This is a genomic window from Micromonospora sp. PRAS1 (genome assembly GCF_059553435.1).
Map to the genome: position 1 here is coordinate 134,390 of NZ_JCANNB010000003.1, position 20,094 is coordinate 154,483.

General features: G+C 69.1%; 14 protein-coding genes, 2 tRNA genes and 1 pseudogene. 12 read left to right on the forward strand and 5 right to left on the reverse strand.

Annotated elements, in window-relative coordinates; translation table 11 throughout:
* Positions 1-249 precede the first annotated feature (249 nt).
* The 4 genes from dnaN (at position 250) to AC507J_RS04420 (ending at position 4,104) form a co-directional block, all read left to right on the forward strand.
* Complete coding sequence (gene dnaN / locus AC507J_RS04405; protein WP_496287753.1) at positions 250-1,383, forward strand: DNA polymerase III subunit beta; 1,134 nt, start codon at positions 250-252, stop codon at positions 1,381-1,383.
* Positions 1,384-1,422: 39 nt separating this feature from the next.
* Positions 1,423-2,295, forward strand: a complete 873-nt coding sequence (gnd, locus tag AC507J_RS04410) for a phosphogluconate dehydrogenase (NAD(+)-dependent, decarboxylating) (protein WP_496287754.1) — start codon at positions 1,423-1,425, stop codon at positions 2,293-2,295.
* Between the two features lie 14 nt (positions 2,296-2,309).
* Positions 2,310-3,443 carry a DNA replication/repair protein RecF gene (gene recF / locus AC507J_RS04415; protein ID WP_496287755.1) on the forward strand — a complete coding sequence of 378 codons (1,134 nt, stop codon included), beginning with the start codon at positions 2,310-2,312 and terminating at the stop codon, positions 3,441-3,443.
* 163 nt (positions 3,444-3,606) lie between these two features.
* Positions 3,607-4,104 (forward strand): DciA family protein, encoded by a 498-nt coding sequence (locus tag AC507J_RS04420; RefSeq protein ID WP_496287908.1) that lies wholly within the window; start codon positions 3,607-3,609, stop codon positions 4,102-4,104.
* Between the two features lie 45 nt (positions 4,105-4,149).
* Here the strand turns inward: AC507J_RS04420 and AC507J_RS04425 are convergent, their stop codons facing one another.
* Positions 4,150-4,731, reverse strand: coding sequence for a hypothetical protein (locus AC507J_RS04425; RefSeq protein WP_496287756.1), 582 nt, complete (start codon positions 4,729-4,731; stop codon positions 4,150-4,152).
* A gap of 537 nt (positions 4,732-5,268) precedes the next feature.
* Here AC507J_RS04425 and gyrB point away from each other — a divergent pair.
* The 7 genes from gyrB to AC507J_RS04460 all read left to right on the forward strand — a co-directional run bounded on the left by gyrB (position 5,269) and on the right by AC507J_RS04460 (position 13,316).
* Entirely contained in the window at positions 5,269-7,215 is a 1,947-nt protein-coding gene (gene gyrB / locus AC507J_RS04430; protein WP_496287757.1) for a DNA topoisomerase (ATP-hydrolyzing) subunit B, read from the forward strand.
* A gap of 130 nt (positions 7,216-7,345) precedes the next feature.
* The gene (gyrA, locus tag AC507J_RS04435) at positions 7,346-11,125 is read left to right on the forward strand and encodes an intein-containing DNA gyrase subunit A (RefSeq protein ID WP_496287758.1); all 3,780 of its coding nucleotides are present in this window, start codon (positions 7,346-7,348) and stop codon (positions 11,123-11,125) included.
* 4 nt (positions 11,126-11,129) lie between these two features.
* Positions 11,130-12,065, forward strand: coding sequence for a DUF3566 domain-containing protein (locus AC507J_RS04440; protein ID WP_496287759.1), 936 nt, complete (start codon positions 11,130-11,132; stop codon positions 12,063-12,065).
* A 201-nt stretch (positions 12,066-12,266) separates the two neighbouring features.
* Positions 12,267-12,340 (forward strand) — tRNA-Ile (locus AC507J_RS04445).
* A gap of 44 nt (positions 12,341-12,384) precedes the next feature.
* Entirely contained in the window at positions 12,385-12,513 is a 129-nt protein-coding gene (locus AC507J_RS04450) for a DLW-39 family protein (protein ID WP_341718255.1), read from the forward strand.
* A gap of 39 nt (positions 12,514-12,552) precedes the next feature.
* Positions 12,553-12,625 (forward strand) — tRNA-Ala (locus AC507J_RS04455).
* A gap of 109 nt (positions 12,626-12,734) precedes the next feature.
* Positions 12,735-13,316 carry a hypothetical protein gene (locus AC507J_RS04460; RefSeq protein ID WP_496287760.1) on the forward strand — a complete coding sequence of 194 codons (582 nt, stop codon included), beginning with the start codon at positions 12,735-12,737 and terminating at the stop codon, positions 13,314-13,316.
* Here AC507J_RS04460 and AC507J_RS04465 read toward each other — a convergent pair.
* The 4 genes and pseudogenes from AC507J_RS04465 to AC507J_RS04480 form a co-directional block, all read right to left on the reverse strand.
* Positions 13,203-14,234 (reverse strand): annotated as a pseudogene (locus AC507J_RS04465) (recombinase family protein); the annotation flags it as partial. The gene AC507J_RS04460 and the pseudogene AC507J_RS04465 overlap by 114 nt on opposite strands.
* A gap of 968 nt (positions 14,235-15,202) precedes the next feature.
* Positions 15,203-16,147, reverse strand: a complete 945-nt coding sequence (locus tag AC507J_RS04470) for a replication-relaxation family protein (RefSeq protein ID WP_496287761.1) — start codon at positions 16,145-16,147, stop codon at positions 15,203-15,205.
* A 436-nt stretch (positions 16,148-16,583) separates the two neighbouring features.
* On the reverse strand, positions 16,584-17,333 hold the full coding sequence (locus AC507J_RS04475; RefSeq protein WP_496287916.1) for a DUF2637 domain-containing protein: 750 nt from the start codon (positions 17,331-17,333) through the stop codon (positions 16,584-16,586).
* Positions 17,230-17,583, reverse strand: coding sequence for a DUF2637 domain-containing protein (locus AC507J_RS04480; protein ID WP_496287762.1), 354 nt, complete (start codon positions 17,581-17,583; stop codon positions 17,230-17,232). The genes AC507J_RS04475 and AC507J_RS04480 overlap by 104 nt, the downstream gene beginning before the upstream one ends.
* Positions 17,584-18,406: 823 nt before the next feature.
* On the opposite strand from AC507J_RS04480, the gene AC507J_RS04485 reads away from it, so the two are divergent.
* The gene (locus AC507J_RS04485) at positions 18,407-19,987 is read left to right on the forward strand and encodes a hypothetical protein (RefSeq protein ID WP_496287763.1); all 1,581 of its coding nucleotides are present in this window, start codon (positions 18,407-18,409) and stop codon (positions 19,985-19,987) included.
* Positions 19,988-20,094: the final 107 nt, after the last annotated feature.

Here is a 20,094-nt window from a genome sequence, read left to right on the forward strand (position 1 = left end):
CAGGTGCGACGAAGACGATGGGTTATCTCTTCTAAAAGAACGAAAAACCAATCATCACCGTTGGACTTCCTGTGGATCGTGCCGCTGCTGCCGGAGACACCCGACAGCACCGGCAGGATCCACGGGGTCGGGCACACAGCCGATACCCTCGCGCCCTAAGGTGCGAGGGGTACCCGCACACCAGGCGGGTCGGTGGGCAGCGTTCGGCATGAGAGAGTTGACGACGTCGACGTCGACGCGGAGGCATTGATGAAGTTCCGAGTGGAGCGCGACGCGCTCGCCGAGGCCGTGGCCTGGACCGCGAAGAGTCTGCCCAACCGGCCGTCCGTGCCGGTGCTGGCCGGGGTGATGCTCCGCGTCACCGACGGCAGCCTTCAGGTGTCCGGCTTTGACTACGAGGTCTCCAGCCAGGTGACCGTGGAGGTGCAGGGCGACGCCGACGGCGCCGCGCTGGTCTCCGGGCGCCTACTCGCCGAGATCACCAAGGCACTGCCGGCCAAGCCGGTCGACATCGCCGCGGTCGGGGCACACCTCGAACTGGTCTGCGGCAGCGCCCGGTTCACCCTGCCCACCATGCCGGTGGAGGACTACCCGACCCTGCCCGAGATGCCGGAGAGCGCCGGCACCGTGGACGCCGCCGCCTTCGCTGCGGCCGTCGCCCAGGTCGCGGTTGCCGCCAGCCGGGACGAGACGCTGCCGATGATGACCGGCGTCCGGATCGAACTCTCCGGCGGCACCGTGGCCATGCTCGCCACCGACCGCTACCGGCTGGCGCTGCGCGAGATGGAGTGGCAGCCGGACGACCCGGAGATCAGCATCAACGCCCTGGTGCCGGCCCGTACGCTAAACGACACCGCCAAGACCCTCGGCCCGCTCGGCGGCCAGGTCACCCTCGCCCTCTCCCAGGGCTCGGCCGGCGAGGGAATGATCGGGTTCTCCGGCGGCACCCGGCGGACCACCAGTCGCCTGCTCGACGGCGCCAACTACCCGCCTGTGCGTTCCCTCTTCCCGGCCAGCCACAACGCCGAGGCCCGGGTGCCGGTCAGCACCCTCATCGAGGTCGTCAAGCGGGTCGCCCTGGTCGCCGAGCGCACCACCCCCGTGCTGCTCAGCTTCAGCGCCGACGGGCTGGTCGTCGAGGCCGGCGGCACCGAGGAGGCCCGGGCCAGCGAGGCCATGGAGGCCACCTTCACCGGTGAGCCGCTCACCATCGGCTTCAACCCGCAGTACCTCATCGACGGGCTGGCCAACCTCGGTGCCCAGTTCGCCGTCCTGCACTTCGTCGACGCCTTCAAGCCCGCGGTCATCTCGCCGGCCGGCGAGGATGGCGAGCCGATCAGTGGGTACCGCTACCTCATCATGCCGATCCGCGTGTCCCGTTGACCGGCAGTGCACATCCGCACCACGAAAGGTAACCACGAGATGCAGCTCGGCCTGATAGGTCTCGGCCGGATGGGCGGCAACATGCGCGAACGACTGCGCGCCGCCGGTCACGAGGTGGTCGGCCTGGACCACGACCTGGAGCGCAGCGACGTCGCGAGCGTGGCGGAACTGGCCGAGAAGCTGGACGCGCCCCGGGCGGTCTGGGTGATGGTGCCCGCCGCCGTCACCGACACCACCATCGACGAGGTGGCCGAGGTCCTCACCGAGGGCGACCTCATCATCGACGGCGGCAACTCGCGGTTCAGCGACGACGCTCCCCGCGCGCAGCGGCTGAACGAGCGTGGCATCGGTTACCTCGACGTGGGGGTGTCCGGCGGGGTGTGGGGCCGGCAGAACGGCTACGGCCTGATGGTCGGCGGCGCCCAGGAACACGTCGAACGGCTCATGCCGATCTTCGAAGCGCTCAAGCCCGAGGGTGAGTACGGCTTCGTGCACGCCGGACCGGTCGGCGCCGGCCACTACGCCAAGATGGTGCACAACGGCATCGAGTACGGCCTGATGCACGCGTACGCCGAGGGCTACGAGCTGATGACCGCCTCCGAGCTGGTGACAAACGTGCCCGGCGTGATCAAGTCCTGGCGGGAAGGCACCGTGGTCCGCTCCTGGCTGCTGGACCTGCTGGACCGGGCGCTCGAAGAGGACCCGGAGCTGACCCAGCTGAGCGACTACACCGAGGACACCGGCGAGGGCCGCTGGACGGTGGACGAAGCGATCCGCCTCGCCGTGCCGCTCAACGTCATCACCGCCTCGCTGTTCGCCCGCTTCGCGTCCCGCCAGGACGAGTCGCCGGCCCTCAAGGCCGTCTCCGCGCTGCGCCAGCAGTTCGGCGGGCACGCCGTCCGCAAGCGCTAACCGGCACCCGGCCCGTGTACGTCCGCCGGCTCGAACTTGTCGACTTCCGCTCTCACCAACAGGTCGGCGTCGACCTCGAACCGGGACCGAACGTGCTGATCGGCGCCAACGGCGTCGGCAAGACCAACCTGGTCGAGGCGCTGGGCTACGTGGCGACCCTGGATTCGCACCGGGTCGCCACCGATGCGCCGCTGGTCCGGATGGGCGCCACCGCCGCCGTCATCCGATGCGCGGTGGTGCACGAGAGCCGGGAACTGCTGGTCGAGCTGGAGATCGTGCCGGGCAAGGCCAACCGGGCCCGGCTCGGTCGATCCCCCGCCCGCCGGGCCCGCGACGTGCTCGGCGCGCTGCGCCTGGTGCTCTTCGCCCCCGAAGACCTCGAACTGGTCCGGGGCGACCCGGCCGAACGCCGCCGCTACCTCGACGACCTGCTGGTGCTGCGCCAGCCCCGGTACGCGGGCGTACGCGCCGACTACGACCGGGTGGTCCGGCAACGCAACGCCCTGCTGCGCACCGCGTACCTGGCGCGCAAGACCGGCGGATCGCGCGGCGGTGACCTGTCGACCCTGGCCGTCTGGGACGCCCACCTGGCCCGGCACGGCGCCGAACTGCTCGCCGGCCGGCTGGAACTGGTCGCCGCGCTGACCCCGCACGTGGCCAAGGCGTACGACGCGGTGGCCGCCGGGCGCGGCGCGGCCGGCATCGCCTACCGGCCCTCGGTGGAACTGGCCGAGCCCACCACCGACCGGCAGGCCCTTGCCGAGCTGCTCGCCGCCGCGCTGGAGGAGTCCCGCGCCGCGGAGATCGAGCGGGGCACCACCCTGGTCGGACCGCACCGCGACGACCTCACCCTCACCCTCGGCCCGCTGCCCGCCAAGGGGTACGCCAGCCACGGCGAGTCGTGGTCGTACGCGCTCGCCCTCCGGCTGGCCGGCTACGACCTGCTGCGCAGCGACGGGATCGAACCGGTACTGGTGCTCGACGACGTCTTCGCCGAGCTGGACACCGGCCGGCGGGACCGGCTGGCCGAACTGGTCGGCGGGGCGAGCCAACTGGTGGTGACCTGCGCGGTCGCCGACGATGTGCCGGCCGCCCTGCGGGGCGCCCGCTACGAGGTGACCGAGGGGGCGGTGCGCCGTGTCGGATGAGCCGCAGCGCCCGGAGCGCGGCACCGACCCGGCCGGGCCGGCGAATCGCGCCGCCGGCCCCGCGGCCTCGGACCGCGGCCGGGGTGCGCGTACCACCGAGGGTGCTACCGCCGACGGCGGCCCGACCGCCGCACCGACCGACGGTGCCGGCGAGTCGGCGGAGATCTCCGGGCCGCAGCTGGCCCGCGCGGTGCTGGATGCCGCCAAGGCCCGGCGCGAGGCGACCGGGCGGACCCGACGGCGCGGCACCACCGGTGCCGGCGGCGAGCGACGACTGCGCGGCTACTCGGGCCCGGGACCGGACCCGCGCGATCCACAACTCCTCGGCGCGGTGCTGGACCGACTGGTGAAGGCCCGTGGGTGGCAGCAGCCGGCCGCCGAGGCGACCGTCTTCGGCGCCTGGGAACGGGTGGTCGGCCCCGAGGTGGCCCAGCACAGCCGGCCGGTGAAGCTGGAGAACGGCGAACTGACCGTGGAAGCCCGCTCCACCGCCTGGGCGACCCAACTGCGGCTGCTCGCCGGCTCGCTGTTGCAGCAGATCGCCCGGGAGGTCGGCCACAACGTGGTCCGCAAGCTGCACATCCACGGGCCCGCCGCGCCGTCGTGGTCGCGGGGACCACGACGGGTACGCGGTCGCGGCCCCCGCGACACCTACGGCTGACGCCTGCCGGGGCCGACGAGCCCTGGCCGGCATTTCCGGCGCGGGCTACGACTGAGCCGCCCGGCGTGGTGCCGCCGAGTCGGCGTAGACGGCGAATCCACGCTCCGCGCAACGCCGGTAGAACGCCGCCACCACGCTCAGCTCCGCGCAGGTGAAGGTCCACTGCGGCGCGGCGCCACTCTCGTCCCGCAGAGCGTCCAGCCGGCTGTCCAGCCAGCGTAGTTGCTGCTCGGCGAGCCGGCCGTCGGAGAGCAGCGAGCGCAGCACCGTGCCGACCGACTCGAAGGTGACCGCCTCGCCGTGCGGCCGGTGCGCCGCGACGAACCGCTCGATGCCGCTGGCGATCCAGGAGCACCCATCGGGATCGATGACCGGATCCTCGTCCTCTGCGGCGGCCTCAGTGGCGTAGAGCACACCGTCCAGGCCGAGGATGAGATCCACCACCTCCGTGTACGCGGTGGCCCGGACCGTACCTGTCTTCGCGATCAGCTCGGCGAGCGCGGCGGTCGGTGCCGAGATGCCCGGCACGTCGACGATGTCGCCGAAGTCGACGAACTCGGCCGGTGCGACCGGGTCGTAGAAGCGGCCGGTCCGCGGCCACTGGACCGCGACGTTGTCCAGCCCCACTGTTGTCACCTCTCAACGAGCACGGGTGGAGTAAATCGGGTCGATCGTCCGGTTCCGGCCGTAAAAGATCAAGGCCGGCCCGCCAGCCCGACCGTCGGGGAACGCCCGCCGTGCACGGTACCGGCCCCGGCGACCGATTTCCCGACCGGCCGGACCGGTATCGCCGTCGTGCGGCAGATCCGACGAACATGCCGTGGCGTGTAGGGGGAGTCGCGGACAGCGCAGTTCGGCCCGCTACGTCAATCTGAGCCGCCGCGAAGGGGTGCCGAGTGGTGGTTCTATCGCCCGCGCACAGTAAGATTGGGGTGAGACGAAGACCCGGTGCGGAGCGATGGGTCACGGGTCCGCCAGCGGGCCCGCGACCACTGTCCGACTCGGGTCGAGCCGATCGCGATCCGCGGGCATCCGCGGCGACCGGCGCGTTCGACCCGTACCCCGGAATTGTCCCCGGTGCCGGTCCGCGTGCCGACGTCGCGTCCCGCCGAACCCGCGCCCGACGTGCCTGACGGTGCCGACGGCGCGAGAAAGTGGCCGAGCGTGGCAGCGCAGGACAATCAGCAGTACGGCGCCGAGTCGATCACCGTTCTCGAGGGGCTGGAGGCGGTTCGCAAGCGGCCCGGCATGTACATCGGGTCGACCGGCGAGCGTGGCCTGCACCACCTGGTGTGGGAGGTCGTCGACAACGCGGTCGACGAGGCGCTGGCCGGCCACTGCGACACCATCGACGTGGTGCTGCTCGCCGACGGTGGGGTACGGGTCACCGACAACGGCCGGGGATTCCCGGTCGACCTGCACCCCAAGCTCAAGAAGCCGGGCGTCGAGGTGGCGCTTACCGTGCTGCACGCGGGCGGCAAGTTCGACGGCAAGGCGTACGCCGTCTCCGGTGGTCTGCACGGCGTGGGCGTCTCCGTGGTGAACGCCCTCTCCACCCGGATGGCGGTGGAGATCCACAAGGACGGCTTCGTCTGGCGGCAGCAGTACGACCACTCCAAGCCGACCCCGCTGGACAAGGGCGAGCCGACCGACACCACCGGCTCGGCGGTCTCCTTCTGGCCCGACCCGGACGTCTTCGAGACGGTCGAGTACGACTTCCAGACCATCTACCGGCGCCTCCAGGAGATGGCCTTCCTCACCCGCGGCCTCACCATCCACCTGCTCGACGAGCGGGTCCCGGAGGGCGAGGAGGGCAAGATTCGCGAGGTCACCTTCAAGTACGACGGCGGTATCGCCGACTTCGTCCGGCACCTCAACGCCTCGAAGAGCCCGATGCACAGGACGGTGATCGAGTTCGGTGCCGAGGAGGAGGGCATGTCGCTCGAGATCGCCATGCAGTGGAACGAGTCCTACGGCGAGTCGGTCTACACCTTCGCCAACAACATCAACACTCACGAGGGTGGCACCCACGAGGAGGGCTTCCGGGCCGCGCTGACCAGCGTGGTCAACCGCTACGGCGCGGAGAAGAAGCTGCTCAAGAGCGACGAGAAGCTCTCCGGTGAGGACATCCGCGAGGGCCTCGCCGCGATCATCTCGGTCAAGCTGACCAACCCGCAGTTCGAGGGCCAGACCAAGACGAAGCTCGGCAACACGCCGGTGAAGAGCTTCGTCCAGCGGGTCTGCAACGACCGGCTGGTCGACTGGCTGGACCGCAACCCAGCCGAGGCAAAGATCATCATCACCAAGGCGTCCCAGGCCGCCCGGGCCCGGATCGCCGCCCAGCAGGCCCGCAAGCTGGCCCGACGCAAGTCGCTGCTGGAATCCGGCTCGATGCCGGGCAAGCTGGCCGACTGCCAGTCCACCGACCCGCGCGAGTCCGAGGTCTTCATCGTCGAGGGCGACTCGGCCGGCGGCTCGGCCAAGCAGGGACGTGACCCGCGTACCCAGGCGATCCTGCCGATCCGCGGCAAGATCCTGAACGTGGAGAAGGCCCGGATCGACCGGGTGCTCAAGAACAACGAGGTGCAGGCGCTGATCACCGCGCTGGGTACCGGCATCCACGACGACTTTGACATCGAGAAGCTGCGCTACCACAAGATCGTGCTGATGGCCGACGCCGACGTCGACGGTCAGCACATCCAGACGCTGCTGCTCACCCTGCTGTTCCGCTTCATGCGCCCGCTGGTCGAGCTGGGGCACGTCTACCTGGCCGCCCCGCCGCTCTACAAGATCAAGTGGAACCGGAAGGGCGACGACGCGCAGTACGCGTACTCCGACCGGGAGCGCGACGGGCTGATCGCGCTGCGTCAGCAGAAGAAGCCGAACGCCAAGCCGGACGACATCCAGCGGTTCAAGGGCCTCGGCGAGATGAACTACCCGGAGCTGTGGGAGACCACGATGAACCCGGCCACCCGGACGCTGCGCCAGGTCACCCTGGACGACGCGGCCACGGCCGACGAGCTGTTCAGCGTACTGATGGGCGAGGACGTCGAGGCGCGGCGCTCGTTCATCCAGCGCAACGCCAAGGACGTGCGCTTCCTGGACATCTGACGGCCCGGCGGCCGGGCCGGGAAGTGCACCGGGCCGGCCGCCGATCCACAGAGTTATCCACAGCTTGGTCGCTATCCACAGCGGTTATCCACAAGCGCGAAAACGACTCACACTCTGATAAGGGTTAACAGTGACCGAATCCCCCGAGTCCACACCTAACGAGCCCGAGGTCCCCGAGGCGCAGGCCGCCGTCGTCTCGCACGACCGGATCGAGCCGGTCGGGCTCGAGGTGGAGATGCAGCGCTCCTACCTCGACTACGCGATGAGCGTCATCGTCGGGCGGGCGCTGCCGGACGTCCGGGACGGGCTCAAGCCGGTCCACCGCAAGATTCTGTACGCCATGTTCGACTCCGGCTACCGACCGGACCGCGGCTACGTGAAGTGCTCCCGGGTCGTCGGCGACGTAATGGGTCAGTTCCACCCGCACGGCGACTCGGCCATCTACGACGCGCTGGTCCGGATGGCCCAGCAGTGGTCGCTGCGCTACCCCCTGGTCGACGGCAACGGCAACTTCGGTTCGCCCGGAAATGATCCGGCTGCGGCGATGCGTTATTGTCTGACCGGAGATGTCCGTATTCGCGCTGGTGGGGGCAGCGTGCGGATCGGCGACGTGGTGCCGGGCGCGGCGGCGAGCAGCGAGACCGACATCGAGCTGAAGGTCCGCGACCGTAACGGTGACCTGGTCCGCGCCTCCAAGTTCTTCCACTCCGGCGAGCATCCGACGCTGCGGTTGCGCACCCGCGAGGGGTACGAGCTGACCGGCACCCACAACCACCCGGTGCTCTGCCTGGTGGACGTGGCCGGCGTGCCGACCCTGCTCTGGAAGCTGCTCGCCGAGATCTCCCCCGGAGACCGGGTGGTCCTCCAGCGCAGCGTGCCGGACGAGATCGGCTACCCGATGCTCGAACACGTCGAAGCCGCCGTCCTCGCGGGTGCCTTCGCGAGCGAGGGCTGGGTTTCCGAGGCCCGTGCCGGCTTCAACAACGTCGACCGCGAGTTCTTCGTACGTGTCCTGGCGGCCTACGATCTCGCCGTCGGTGGTCCCCGGTACGTCTCCGAGCGGGTGATCGCCTCCGGGAGCGTCCTGCACGAGCTCGACATCCAGGATCTCTCCGCGCTGCGGACCAGCATCCTCGGCGAGATGGTGGGTGCTCGGAGCGCGGCGAAGTTCGTGCCGGAGTTCGTCTGGCAGGGGCCGGCCGCGATCAAGCGGGCCTTCCTCCAGGCGCTCTTCGAGGGGGACGGCTCCTCCTCGCTGCTGCCGCGCAACACCATCCAGATCTCGTACTCCACCCGCAGCGAGCGGCTCGCCCGCGAGGTGCAGCAGCTGCTGCTTGAGTTCGGTGTGATCAGCAAGCAGTGCCGGTACGACGACGGCGAGATCAAGGTCGTGGTGACCAACCGCCGCGACGCGCGGATCTTCGCCGCGCAGGTCGGCTTCCTCGGCCGCAAGCAGGCCAAGCTGGAGTCGGAGCTGGCGGCGGTGCCGGCGAGCAGCAACGCGCTCTCCAGCGACCACGTGCCGCTGGTCGGCGACTTCATCCGCGAGCACGGCGCGAGCCGGTGGACCGAGCGGGACTGGCTCCGCCGGCACAACGTGGACCGGATCGAGCGTTGGGAGCGGGACCGCGACGAGATCGCGGCTCGGATCACCAACGCCGAGGTGCTCGACGTGGTTGAGCCGCTTGTCGACGGTCGCTTCTACTACGCAGAGGTGGCTGGCGTCACCGACGCGGGCGTGCAGCCGGTCTACAGCATCCGGGTGGACACCGACGACCACTCGTTCATCTCCGACGGCTTCGTCAGCCACAACACCGAGTGCAAGCTCGACCCGCTGGCGATGGAGATGCTGCGGGACATCGACGAGGACACCGTCGACCTCCAGGACAACTACGACGGCCGGGCCAAGGAGCCCACGATCCTGCCGTCGCGGATCCCGAACCTGCTGATCAACGGTTCCGAGGGCATCGCGGTCGGCATGGCCACCAAGATCCCGCCGCACAACCTGCGGGAGATCGGCGCGGCGGTGCAGTGGTGTCTGGAGCACCCGGAGGCCGACGAGGCCACCACGCTCGAAGCGCTGCTGGAGATCGTCAAGGGGCCGGACTTCCCGACCCACGGCCTGATCGTCGGCCAGTCGGGCATCCAGGACGCGTACCGCACGGGTCGCGGTTCGATCCGGATGCGCGCGGTGGTGGAGGTCGAGGAGGACAAGCGCGGCCGGCCGGCGCTTGTGGTCAGCGAGCTGCCGTACCAGGTCAACCCGGACAACCTGGCCGAGCGGATCGCCGAGCTGATCAAGGAGGGCAAGCTCGCCGGCATCGCCGACATCCGGGACGAGTCCTCCGGGCGTACGGGCATGCGGATCGTGCTGGTGCTCAAGCGCGACGCGGTCGCGAAGGTGGTGCTGAACAACCTCTACAAGCACACCCAGCTCCAGGAGACCTTCGGCGCGAACATGCTGGCCCTGGTGGACGGGGTGCCGCGCACGCTGAACCTGGCGCAGTTCATCCGGTACTACGTCGAGCACCAGATCGAGGTGATCCGGCGGCGGACGGCGTTCCGGCTGCGCAAGGCGGAGGAGCGGGCACACATCCTGCGCGGTCTGTCCAAGGCGCTGGACGCGCTGGACGAGGTCATCGCGCTGATCCGGCGCTCGCCCACGGTCGAGGACGCCCGGCAGGGCCTGATCCGGCTGCTGGAGATCGACGAGATCCAGGCGACCGCGATCCTGGACATGCAGCTGCGCCGGCTCGCCGCGCTTGAGCGGCAGCGGATCCTCGACGACCTGGCCAAGTTGGAGCTGGAGATCGCCGACCTCAAGGACATTCTCGCCAAGCCGGAGCGGCAGCGGAGGATCGTCTCGGAGGAGCTGGGCGAGATCGTCGCGAAGTGGGGCGACGATCGACGTACTAAGATCGTCCCGTTCGACGGCGAGGTCTCGATGGAGGACCTCATCGCGCGGGAGGACGTGGTGGTCACGATCACCCGCACGGGGTACGCGAAGCGCACGAAGGTCGACCTCTATCGATCGCAGCGGCGTGGTGGCAAGGGTGTCAGTGGTGCCTCGCTGCGGCAGGACGACATCGTCAGTCACTTCTTCGTCTGCTCCACGCACGACTGGATCCTGTTCTTCACCAACAAGGGGCGGGTGTACCGGGCCAAGGCGTACGAGCTTCCGGAGGCCAGTAGGGTGGCCAAGGGTCAGCACGTGGCCAACCTGCTCGCCTTCCAGCCGGACGAGCAGATCGCGCAGATCATCGAAATTCCGAACTACCAGGTGGCGCCTTACCTGGTCCTGGCGACGAAGAACGGCCTGGTGAAGAAGACGCGGCTCGAGGAGTTCGACTCCAACCGTTCCGGCGGCATCATCGCGATCAACCTGCGCGATGAGGACGAGCTGGTCGGTGCTGCGCTCGTCGGGCCGACGGACGACCTGCTGCTGGTCTCCAAGAACGCTCAGGCGATCCGGTTCAACGCCACCGACGAGGCGCTGCGGCCGATGGGCCGGGCGACCTCGGGTGTGATCGGGATGCGGTTCAGTGACGAGGACGAGCTGTTGGCCATGGAGGTCGTCCGGGAGGGCCTGGACGTGCTGGTGGCCACGAACGGGGGATACGCGAAACGTACCCCGATCGAGGAATACCCGGTCCAGGGCCGGGGAGGTAAAGGTGTGCTGACTGCGAAGATCACCGAGCGACGCGGTGGTCTGGTTGGCGCGGTCGTGATCGACCCGGACGACGAGCTGTTTGCTATCACCAGCAACGGTGGTGTTATCCGGACTCCGGTGAAGCCTGTACGCCGTACGCGTGACCGGAACACAATGGGGGTCAAGCTGATGGACCTTCCGGACGGCGTGACTATCGTGGCGATTGCTCGCAATGCCGACGAGCCTGACGAACAGGACTAGTTGAATGACGGAGACACAGGCGAAGTCGGGGAACGCGGGGACCTCGGCCAACCCGGTCGACGAGGAGGCCGCGAAGAGCGGCTCGCCAGCGACCGGCCGCGCGGCCGTGGGCCGGGCCACGGTCCCCGCCGACGCGCCTGCCCCGAAATTCACCCGGGCCCCGGGCATGGCACCGCCGCCCGACAAGCCCTCGGAGAACGAGGAGGCCGCCTCCAAGGAGGAGAGCGGCACCGAGTCCGCCACTTCGGGGGGTGCCACATCGACACCGGCGACCGCCACCGCCGGCACACCGTCGCCCACTCCGCCGATCGGTGCCCGTCCGGGTCAGTCCTCGTCGGGCGCCACCGGTGTCCTGCCGAAGGTCGGCGCGACCGGTACTCAGCCGAGGGTCACCGGCGCGGGAGCCGCCGGCGCCGGGGCGAAGTCGGACGCCACCCGCTCGTTCGGGACGGGACGCCCGGCCAACGGCGGGGGACTACCGCCGGGCGTCAGTTCGGCCGCCGTCGGGGCCGCGCGGGTGGGTGACGCGGTACGCGCCGCGCGTACCTCGGTCAGCTCGGCCGCCTCGCGCGGGCCGCGCCGGGCCCGGCTGAACCTCAAGCGGATCGACCCCTGGTCCGTGATGAAGTTCGCGTTCGCCGTGTCGATCGTGCTGTTCATCGTCATCGTCGTCGCGACCTCGGTGTTGTACCTGGCGCTGGACGCGATGGGGGTGTTTACCAGCGTTAACGACAGCCTGGGTGACCTGGTCAACGCGAGCGGTGGACAGGGCACCAGCGGCTTCCAGATCACCGCGAAGGGCGTGATCTTCAGTTCGGCGCTGATCGGTCTGGTGAACGTCGTGCTGTTCACCGCACTGGCCACGCTCGGGGCGTTCGTCTACAACGTCTGCGCCGACCTGGTTGGCGGCATCGAGCTGACCCTCGCCGAGCGCGACTGAGCTGGTTCGACATCCGGACGCCGGGCCGACCGCTTCCCGCGGTTGCCCGGCGTCCGCGTCGTTTCCGGGTGAGCCGATATCGGTGGGCCAGGTGCTGGCCTCTCGGGTAGGTTCGGGAGCGACGGTGCGGGGCACTTGGCCGGCCCGGCCCCCGATTTGGGGGCCGCTGGGCGGATGGGTTAACCTTGCTCGTCGCTACGCGGGGCTATAGCTCAGTCGGTTAGAGCGCAGAGCTGATAACTCTGAGGTCGCTGGTTCGATTCCAGCTAGCCCCACCGCACATGATCCGACGGCACGCCGAGCGTGAGGGGTAGCCCCGATGTTCAAGAAGCTGCTGATCCTGGCCAGCGTCGTCGGCGTGGCCGCCGTGGTGGCCAAGAAGATCAAGGAAGCGAACGACGAGCGTGCCCTCTGGCACGAGGCGACCACCTCGCCGGACCTTCGCTGATCACGTACGTTCCAACCACTGGCGGCACCGGCCGCCTGCGGGGCCCTAGCTCAACTGGCAGAGCACTGCCTTTGCAAGGCAGGGGTTAGGGGTTCGAGTCCCCTGGGCTCCACCGACCGCACCATTGTGCGAACCGGTGGTTGTTTATCGTTAATGCCCCCGTCCGGGTTGGGCGGGGGCATTGTCGTGTCGGTGGGGATCTTGAAGACGGGTACGACGCCTTGGTCGGTGATCCGGACTTCGGCGATGAGGGTTTCGATGGCGGCTTTGCGTTCGGTGGTGCTGCCGCTGGTCATGATCGTGGTGAGGTGCTCGCGGATTCGGGTGATGGTGGCGGGCGGCGGGGGCGTGGGTTGGGTGGCGAGGTCGGTTTCGAGTTCAGCGTGGCGGGTGTGCAGTTGGGCGAGGCGTTGGCGGAGTTCGCGGATGCGAGGTCCGGCGGTGGCGTCGTCCATGGTGCCGTTTTCGAAGGCGGTGTGGTAGCGGTTGATGGCTGCTTCGGTGGTGGTGATCTGGTGGGCGGTGGCGCCGAGTTCGGCGCGTCGGTCGTCGCTGGTGGTGTCGCGTTGGGCGTGGGCGCGTTCGATCATGGCGGCCAGGACGGGTTCGGCGGTGGCATAGAAGTCGTGCAGGGCCTGAAGGACCAGTTGGTCGAGGTCGTCGGCGGGGAGTCTGGGTGCGGGGCAGGTGGCGTGTTTGCCGTAGCGGGTGCGGGTGTAGCAGGTGTAGTAGCGGTAGCGGCGGGTGCGGCCTTTGGCGGAGGTGCCGATGTAGCGCTGTCCGCAGTGGGGGCAGGTGAGTAGGCCGGTGAGGTAGTAGTCGGAGTCGGACATGGCGCGTTGGGTTTGGGTGTCTCCTCGGGCGATGGCGATGTCTTGGGCGCGTTGGAAGGTGGCTCGGTCGATGAGGGGGTCGTGGGCGTTGGGGACGTAGACGTCGCGGTAGGCGATGTCGCCGATGTAGGCGGGGTTGTCGAGGATCCGGTTGATGGTGTGTCCGGACCACTTCTTGCCGGTGCGGTTGGGGACGCCGCGTTCGTTGAGGATGGTGGCGATGGCGCGGGTGCCGTGTCGGTCGCGGGTGTAGAGGCGGAAGATGTCGCGGAGGATGGGTGCTTCGTCGGGGTGGGGGACGAGGCGGTGGTCGGGGTCGAGTTGGTAGCCGTAGGGGCGGGTGCCGCCGGCCCATTTGCCTTTGCTGGCTTTCGCGGTCATGCCACTTTTCACTCGGTCGATGATGATGTTGCGTTCGAATTCGGCGAAGACGGCGAGGAGTTGGAGCATCATGCGGCCGAAGGGTCCGCCGGTGTCGACGGGTTCGGTGGCGGAGGAGAACCGGACGTTTGATGCTTCGAGGATGGTGATGAGGTCGAGGAGGTCGGCGACGCTGCGGCTGAATCGGTCGAGTCGGTAGACGAGCAGGATGTCGTAGAGGCCGGCTTTCGCGGCGTGGAGTGCTTTCTTGAGTCCGGGGCGTTCGGTGGTGGCGCCGGAGGCGTCGTCTTCGTATTCGGCGACGATCGTCCAGCCAGGCTGGGAGGCGATGTATTTCTCCAGGGCGGCGCGTTGGGCGTCGAGGGAGAAGGGTTGATGCTCGTCGTCGGTGGAACGGCGGATGTAGACGCAGACTCGACGAGGGCCGGTCGGCTGCTCAGCGGCGGTGGCCGGGTGGGCGCGACGGCCGCGTCGTCTCGGCGGGGTGAGGGGTGGCGTGTCGGGCATTGTGGCGGGTTGTCCTTCGAGGTCAGAGGGGTGGAGTGCTGGCGGCCTGAGTCGGGCCGCCAGCGGCTGTCCGGGTCGGCTTGGTCTACGGGGTGAGGTGAGGGTGGTCGTCGAGGAAGTGGTTGAGTAGGACGGCGAGGGCTTCGGCGGCGTTGTCGAGTTCGTCGGCGGTCATGGGTACGGTGTCGACCCGCGCGATAACCATCGGGACCGATTCTTGCATTTTGCTGACACGGTCGGGTGTTGCACCACCGTTTGTTGTGATGGTACCGGGATGCGGTTCGTCAGGATACCTCCGGACGGCGTTTTCGTGGTGGGGCGTTTTCGCCACTGTCCTCCGAAAAGCATGCGAATCGTCTGGTGTCGGAGTCCTTCACTCATGGGGTGTCCTTTCCGTGCGAAATCAACAAGCATTAGCGTTTCCGGGCTGGGATGACTTGACCTTTCGGCAGTGGTGAGGGTCGATTGTGTCCGTGCCGTCGGCCGGGTGGTCGGGCGGCCGACCATGTGCTCCCTTCCGAGGAAAGGTCTGCCGTGCCTCGCGAACGACTCAGCCGCCTGGCTGTCATCCCTGCCGATGTGACCGATCCGCTGCTGTGGCGGTTGGCCTTCGATGTCGTCGCCGCTCATCAGCCCGATTCCCGGGGCGACTGCCGGAATTTGCAGTGTGTCGGGCAGCGGGGCGTGTGCGCTGCCGCCCGCAACGCCCGCCGGGCGATGAGCCTCGCTCGCGAGAGCCGCCCGGCGTATCCTCGACCGGGGCCAGTGGTGAGGGGTCGTGCTTCCGTGCCCGCCCGGCGGCGGGGTTCCTCCTTCAGCTGGTTCACCCGGCCGACGTCGATGCCGCGCCGGTGGACGGAGCCGCTGGTAGCCGCCTGACGGTCACGGCGGACGCAAGCGGCCCAATCTGTGGGGCAGATGCGGCTGTTCGGCGGCGTGTAGCCCACACACCCCGCTTCCCTGGGCCGTCAGGGCGCCCATCCGTTCGTGCCTGCCGGCGTGGGGGTGGGGAACTGGGTGTCGTGGCGGGTGTCGGTGTAGGGCAGGTCGACCAGCCGCGTCCGGCCGGCGGTGCCGATGCCCTGGAGTTGCCAGACCGGTTCGGCGGGGCTGGCGTTGAGGGCGGTGCGCAGTTCGGCGGTGGTGGTGGCGATGACCGTCTCCAGGCCGGGGACGTCGGCGAGGCGGTGGTGCAGGTTCGCCTCGCGGCGGGCGGAGGGTAGGTGGAACAGCACCGGCCACGCCCAGGTGCTCATGACGAAGAGCCGCTCGTATTTGGCGATCTTCTCGGTGAGGACGTCGAGGCGTTCGCGGCCGGTGTCGTACTCGAGGAAGAAGGGCACGGACCGTCCGTGCTCGGTCCACACCCCGGCCCCGTCGGGGCGGGGCAGTCCTGTCGGTCCGTGGACCATCATCTGCGGGTTGCCGCCCTTGCGGTAGAACACGCCGGGTTCGTGGAAGGCGGAGGCGGGTTGCCAGCGGTCCAGGACCGTGTGCGGGTGGGTGCGGGCGTGGGCGGCGAGGTCGATGAAGACCTGGTTGCCGCCGAGCAGGTGCGGCAGGTCCCGGCGTGAGGTGAGGGACTGTTTGCGGCGGCGGGCCTGGTCCCGGCGGGGTGGTCCGAGTCCGCGTTGGGCGTGGACGTGGTCGTAGCCGAGCTGGTCCAGGACGTAGTGGTACGGGTAGGAGCCGCCGTCGGGTCGGTTGGGTCGGAACCGGTCCACCGCCCCGAGACTGGTGAGGCGCAGGAGCCGGCGTTGGGCGAAGTCCAGAGACGGGAACAGGGCAGCGGCGACCTGGTCGGTGGTCAAGGCGCCGTGGTCGTAGAGCCAGCCGAGGAGACGGTCGTCGCGGCCGGTGATGCTGGCCTGCAACCGCAGCAGCGGATCCGGAGCCGGTAGGCGTTTACGCATACGCGCCCCCAGGGGGGAGACCCCCAGGATGAGGGTCTGTCTGGAGCCGTACCGCAGCCCTGGGAGCGGAGCTGACCTGGGCTGTGAGTCGGGGCGGGGGGTCGGTTCGGGGGTCGGTGTCAAGACCGACGGTCACACGGCGATCGACACCGACCGCCACACGGCCGGTAACACCGGAACCATGACCTTGGTGGTGCGAGAAGACCCGCGACGTGGACCGGCGATCGTGTCGCAGGCCGAGATAGTGAACGTCGAGCTGGGTGAACACGTTCATGCTCCTTGATCGGAAGTGTTGGCTGGTGCACTTGGTCGTACCGGCGAGACGGACGGCGGGTGCACGCTCGTCGGATCGGGTCAGGTTCTGTCAGACATGGACTTCCTGACAGAACCTGACCGGGCCCGCGAAGGGCTTCGACTGACAGAAATCGGGGATCTGTCACGCGACATCTGCTGGGGACAGATCCGGCGAGAGCTGTCGGGGCGGGCTGGTCTCGGCGCGCAGGACACGCACGAGTGCCGAGGCGGTGGCGTTGGACAGTTGATGCCCGTCAGCACGCAGCTGCCGCGCGAGGGCCTTACGGGACAACGGTGTCCCCTGGGCCGCGAGGGCACGGGCGGCGGTCCGGGCGACCGGGACCAACGCCGCGATCTCCGGCCCACCGTCCCGGACCCCCGCGTGGCTGTTGCGACTGTCCGGGACCGTCGACTGCCCGTCCGGGGCGGTGGCGGTGACCGCTGGGGTGGAGTCCGGGACCGCGGCCGGGCCGGCGTGGACCGGCGCAGCCGGTCCGGGGACCGTCCCGGCGGCGTCCGGGACCGCAGCGCCGGTGCCGGAAACCGGCCCCGACCCGACCCGCCCGGACCGGCTGCTCGGGGCGGACGGGGCTGTCCGGTGAGGCGGGGCAGGATCAGCGCGACCGAGGGCGATCTTCACCATCGCCAAGAAGCCGAGCGCCGGCAACGCGGCGGCGATCCAGCCGATCACCGAAGCCTCCGCCCCGACCACCTGAGCCGCCAGAGACAGGAACACCGCCGCCGTCAACACGGTCGCCGGGAACGCGACGCTCTTGCCCAACCGCCGGTTACGGCGCAGCTCCAGGCCCGCCGCGATCGACGTCAACTCCAGCACGACCGCGTCCGCCCACTGCCAGCCAGCCCGGCTGCCCGTGCGCGGCGGCAACGTCATGGACGTGGCGGAAGGACGCCGCGCCCGCCGCACCACCGATCAACAGCATGATCAGCACCTGGACGCGATCCTCCAGCCGCTCCCGCCCCGACCGCACCTCGCCGGACCGGTCATCCGGTCGATGCTCAGGTCTCGCCAACGGCCCACCACCCGTCGACAGACAGCCCGCGCATGGCCCCAACCAACAAGGCCAGGACAGCGCGGACCGGAACCGCGGGCTCGACGGACACCGCCGCCAGCCCCACCACATTGATGTTGAATGAAGTCACTTTTTGCTCCATGGATGGTCGTAGGGTTTCGAGGTAGGTGAATGAAGGCCGCCCGGGTCGACCGCCTGCGATAACGCTTCCGGGCAGGCGTGGTCCTGCCGGGTGACGCCCGGCCGGGCGGACCTCATTCGCGCGCAGAGGTCGTAGAAACACTGTGGACGAGTCAACGAACAAGCCGGACCCCACGCAGGGGCAGGCGAAGAGGGCAGAATGCGTCACGTGGCCCGCACGACAGGCCCCGCTCAGCAACGGACACAGGACAGGGGCCAGCAGAGCCACAAAGGGGCAGAACTCACCAGCAGCGCCCATGTGGAGCGCCAGAGGTGAAGCGGCGGCTCAACTCGCCGGCAGCCGAACCTTCATGTGGGTCCTCCCATCACTCCACGCCCCCGACAAGGTCGACACGAACGACAGCAGGCACCCAACTCCGGGGATGCCTGCCTCTCCATGGCCCACCGCGCCAAGCGGCGGTACGAGAACGCACAACCAGTACGCCCCGGCAACACCCACCGAGTCAACCCCGAATTCAACGGGCAACCCGCCCGCCCTGCGCCGTCAGTCCGGATGAGTCCAGGAACGTCGCCTCCAATGACAGGCAGTACCTCTGCGTCCACCCGGCCACCGCGAAATCCCCTGCTGTTCCACCCACTCCTTGGGACAGTCTTCTCATCATTCAGGCGATGAGGGCGGAGGCGGTCAGCGAGTAGGGCCGTCTGCACATGGTCACGGCACTGCCGCCCATCTCCATGCATTGGTGAGTGTCGTTCCTTGCGGATCAGGTCGTAGCCGTCGAAGGTCGAGAGCATGCAGAGATGGGATCCCCTGAAGGAACATCAACTGCTGGTGCTACGGCGGATCGGCGACGGGGACGACCTCAGCGGCCCCGACGGGGTCGATCAGCGTCACACGGCTCGGGCCTTGCAGACCCGTCGCCTCGTCGACATCAGCCGTCGAGGCGGCGTATGGCGGGCTCAGATCACCGACGCCGGCCGCTTCTACCTCGACAACGGCATCCACCCCGACCACCCCGACCGCCTCTCGGCCGACACCACGACACCCCGCCAGTGTGTCCGGACGCCCGCCACCGCCAAGCAAGGCAAGTCGGCCCCGGCCCGCTCGGGAGCCGGTGACGCCACCACGGCGGCCGGCGAGAGACCGTCCCCCGCCGCCGCGACGGTCGAGCAGGCCCGACAACTCGTCGCACGCCTCCAAGCCGAGGGCGGAACCGTGCGAGTGGAGAGTCCCGATACTGAGGAACGCGCCCGGTATCGGCGGGTCATCCACGCCGCCAAGCAGCACGGCCTCGTACCCGCCGGATTCCACCTCAAGCACACCGGCCGTGCAGCCGGGGATCTGATCATCCGCCTGTCCAACGACAACGACCCCGATGAGACGGACTGGAATCGGATCCGACTCAACACCCGTCGCGTCACCACCGATCCTGACCTCGTGTTCGCCGCCCTGGAGGGGAACCCGGCCGGGCTGGAGGTCACGGAAGCATCCGTCCCCAGGGCGCTGGACCTGCTCCGTGGCCTCGCCGCCGAGGCCAGACGACGAGACCACCGAGTCGGAGTGAACACCAAAACCAAGAACCCCTCCGTCTACCTCCAGGTCGACAAGACCCGCCGAAAGGTCAGACTGATCGAGGAGTACGACGAAGTCCCCCACGTCCCCACCGCCGAGGAGACCCGGCAGCTGCGCCGCAACCGGTGGCTGGTGATCCCCAAGACCGACCGGGTCGCCTCCGGCCGCCTGCGGCTGGAGATCGCCCGCGCCGGCTGGGACAAGAAAGACACCTGGACCGACGACAAGCGCACCACGCTGGAGAAACGCCTCCCCCGAATCATCCGAGACGTCGAAGCCGGCATCACCGCCGACGAGGAAGCCAAACTCGCCGCCCAACGCGCCCACGACGAATACGTCGCCGAGATGAAGCGGCAGGAGACCGAAAAGCGTCGCCGCTGGCAGACCGCCCTCGACGAGGCCCGCCCCCAGGCCACCGAACTCCTACGCAAGAAGGCATTCCGGCGCGCCTACGACTCCTGGACCTCCGCCAACGAGATCCGCGCCTTCTGCGACGCCCTCGAACAAACCGCACCCAACGAAACGGCAAACTCGGCAAACCACACCCGATGGATCGACTGGGCACGAGCCGCCGCCGACCGCCTCGACCCCACCCGAGGAGACCGAACCCTCGCCGACATCGACTTCGACATCGAACCCAAGCCCGACGACCTACGCCCCTTCATCGGCGACTGGAGCCCACACCAGCCCCACCGCGAATACCGCTCCGACCGCGACCAACAAGCCATCGACAACACCCGACACCAAGCCGACACCTGGCACCACGGCATGCGCGGCCGAGCCACCTGGTGGCGCAAGTAGTCGCGACCGATAGCGGCAGGTCGACCAGTTCGGCCGGACGGTCCACCGGGACGAGGGCCATCCTCGCCATCCCGGAATTTCGGGCCGGATATCAGTCAGGCCGTACG